The following is a 634-nucleotide window of genomic DNA, read 5'->3' as shown; positions in this document are numbered from 1 at the left end:
TCGACTCCGCTACGAGATCGGTCAGGTCGCGGATCTGCTGCTCGACCCACTGTGCCAGGTCCTTGGGTACCGGCGCGGACTGCGACATCAGATTTACTCCCTTGACGGTCTCGTCTCTAATGACTAGAGTCGACTTCACTCGATGCTCTAAAGGCTAGAGCATAGACCTTGGGAGGAACAGACCATGCCGCAGACGTTCATCGTGGACCAGGCCGCGACTTTCCAGGCGGTTGCCTTCCTGGGCGCGGAGCCCCGGATTGAGTTCGGCACGCGGGACAAGCAGGAGACGACCAAGGACGGTCTTCCTCGCTGGGACGTGCAGGTCGTGGCCGGGTTCCGCGACAACTTCGGGAAGGTGCAGAACGAGGTGATCAAGGTTGGCTACGCGGGGGCGAAGAACCCGGCGGAGTCGATCGGGATGTACACCCCGGTTCACCACAACGATGCGTGTCGCAAGCGGGCTCTGCGTGCCTCTCAGCGGTCTACCGACCCTGTTGCCGGGCGTGCCGGTCCCGGGGTGCCGCGCGCGGGCGGGACGCAGGAGCGCGCGGCAGGCGGCCCGGGTTTGGCCGCCGGCCCCGGGGCCGGTTTGCCCGGTTCAGGCCACCCGGATCCCACCCGGACTTGGTACTAC

The 634-nt window shown here is 65.8% G+C and carries 1 protein-coding gene; it reads left to right on the top strand.

Going from position 1 to position 634, the window contains the following annotated elements; genetic code table 11:
• Nucleotides 1-184: 184 nt before the first annotated feature.
• The coding region (locus tag E1182_RS30740) for a hypothetical protein (protein ID WP_207921588.1) at nucleotides 185-634 on the top strand (450 nt) is incomplete at its 3' end.

Source organism: Micromonospora sp. KC721 (genome assembly GCF_004348355.1).
Lineage (GTDB): Bacteria > Actinomycetota > Actinomycetes > Mycobacteriales > Micromonosporaceae > Micromonospora.
The sequence above is the reverse complement of the archived record's forward strand: the minus strand, read 5'-3'. Positions and strand labels throughout refer to the sequence as shown.